This window comes from Brevibacillus sp. B_LB10_24 (assembly GCF_046036945.1).
In the GTDB taxonomy this organism is placed as follows: domain Bacteria; phylum Bacillota; class Bacilli; order Brevibacillales; family Brevibacillaceae; genus Brevibacillus_C.
Window position 1 is genome coordinate 1 of the sequence record NZ_JBJQOQ010000085.1, and the last position, 515, is coordinate 515.

The 515-nt window shown below is 65.8% G+C and carries 1 protein-coding gene; it reads left to right on the forward strand.

All coding sequences use genetic code 11. From position 1 onward, the window contains the following. Positions 1 to 515 (forward strand): FAD-dependent oxidoreductase (locus tag ACI7RC_RS27775; protein ID WP_408111389.1); only part of this gene is annotated, 515 nt, incomplete at both ends.

The following is a 515-nucleotide window of genomic DNA, read 5'->3' on the forward strand; positions in this document are numbered from 1 at the left end:
AATGAGGACCCCGACGCCTCCCGCGCGCTGCAGAAGGCCCTGCAGAAGAAGCACGTGACGATTCTGACCGGAGCCAAGGTGGAGTCGCTGGCCCAGACGGACAGCGGCAAACAGGTCCGCATCGTCGATGCGTCCGGCAAGAGCCAGGAGCTGGCCTGTCAGGAAGTGCTGGTGGCCGTTGGCCGCCGCCCCAACCTGTCCGGCATCGAGTCCCTGGGCCTGGCGATGAACGGGCCGTTTGTCGCCGTTGACAAACACCTGGAGACGAGTCTCAAAGGCATCTACGCGGTCGGCGATCTGATCGGCGGCTGGCAGCTCGCCCACGTGGCCAGCGCCGAAGGCGAGGTCGCGGCCCGCAACACGGTCGGGGAGCGCGTCACCGTCGACTACAAAGTCGTGCCGCGCTGCGTCTACACCCTGCCGGAGATCGCCAGCGTCGGCCTGACGGAAGAAGAGGCGCGCAAACAGGGGTACCAGGTAAAAGTGGAGACCTATCCCTTCTCCGGCAACGGCAA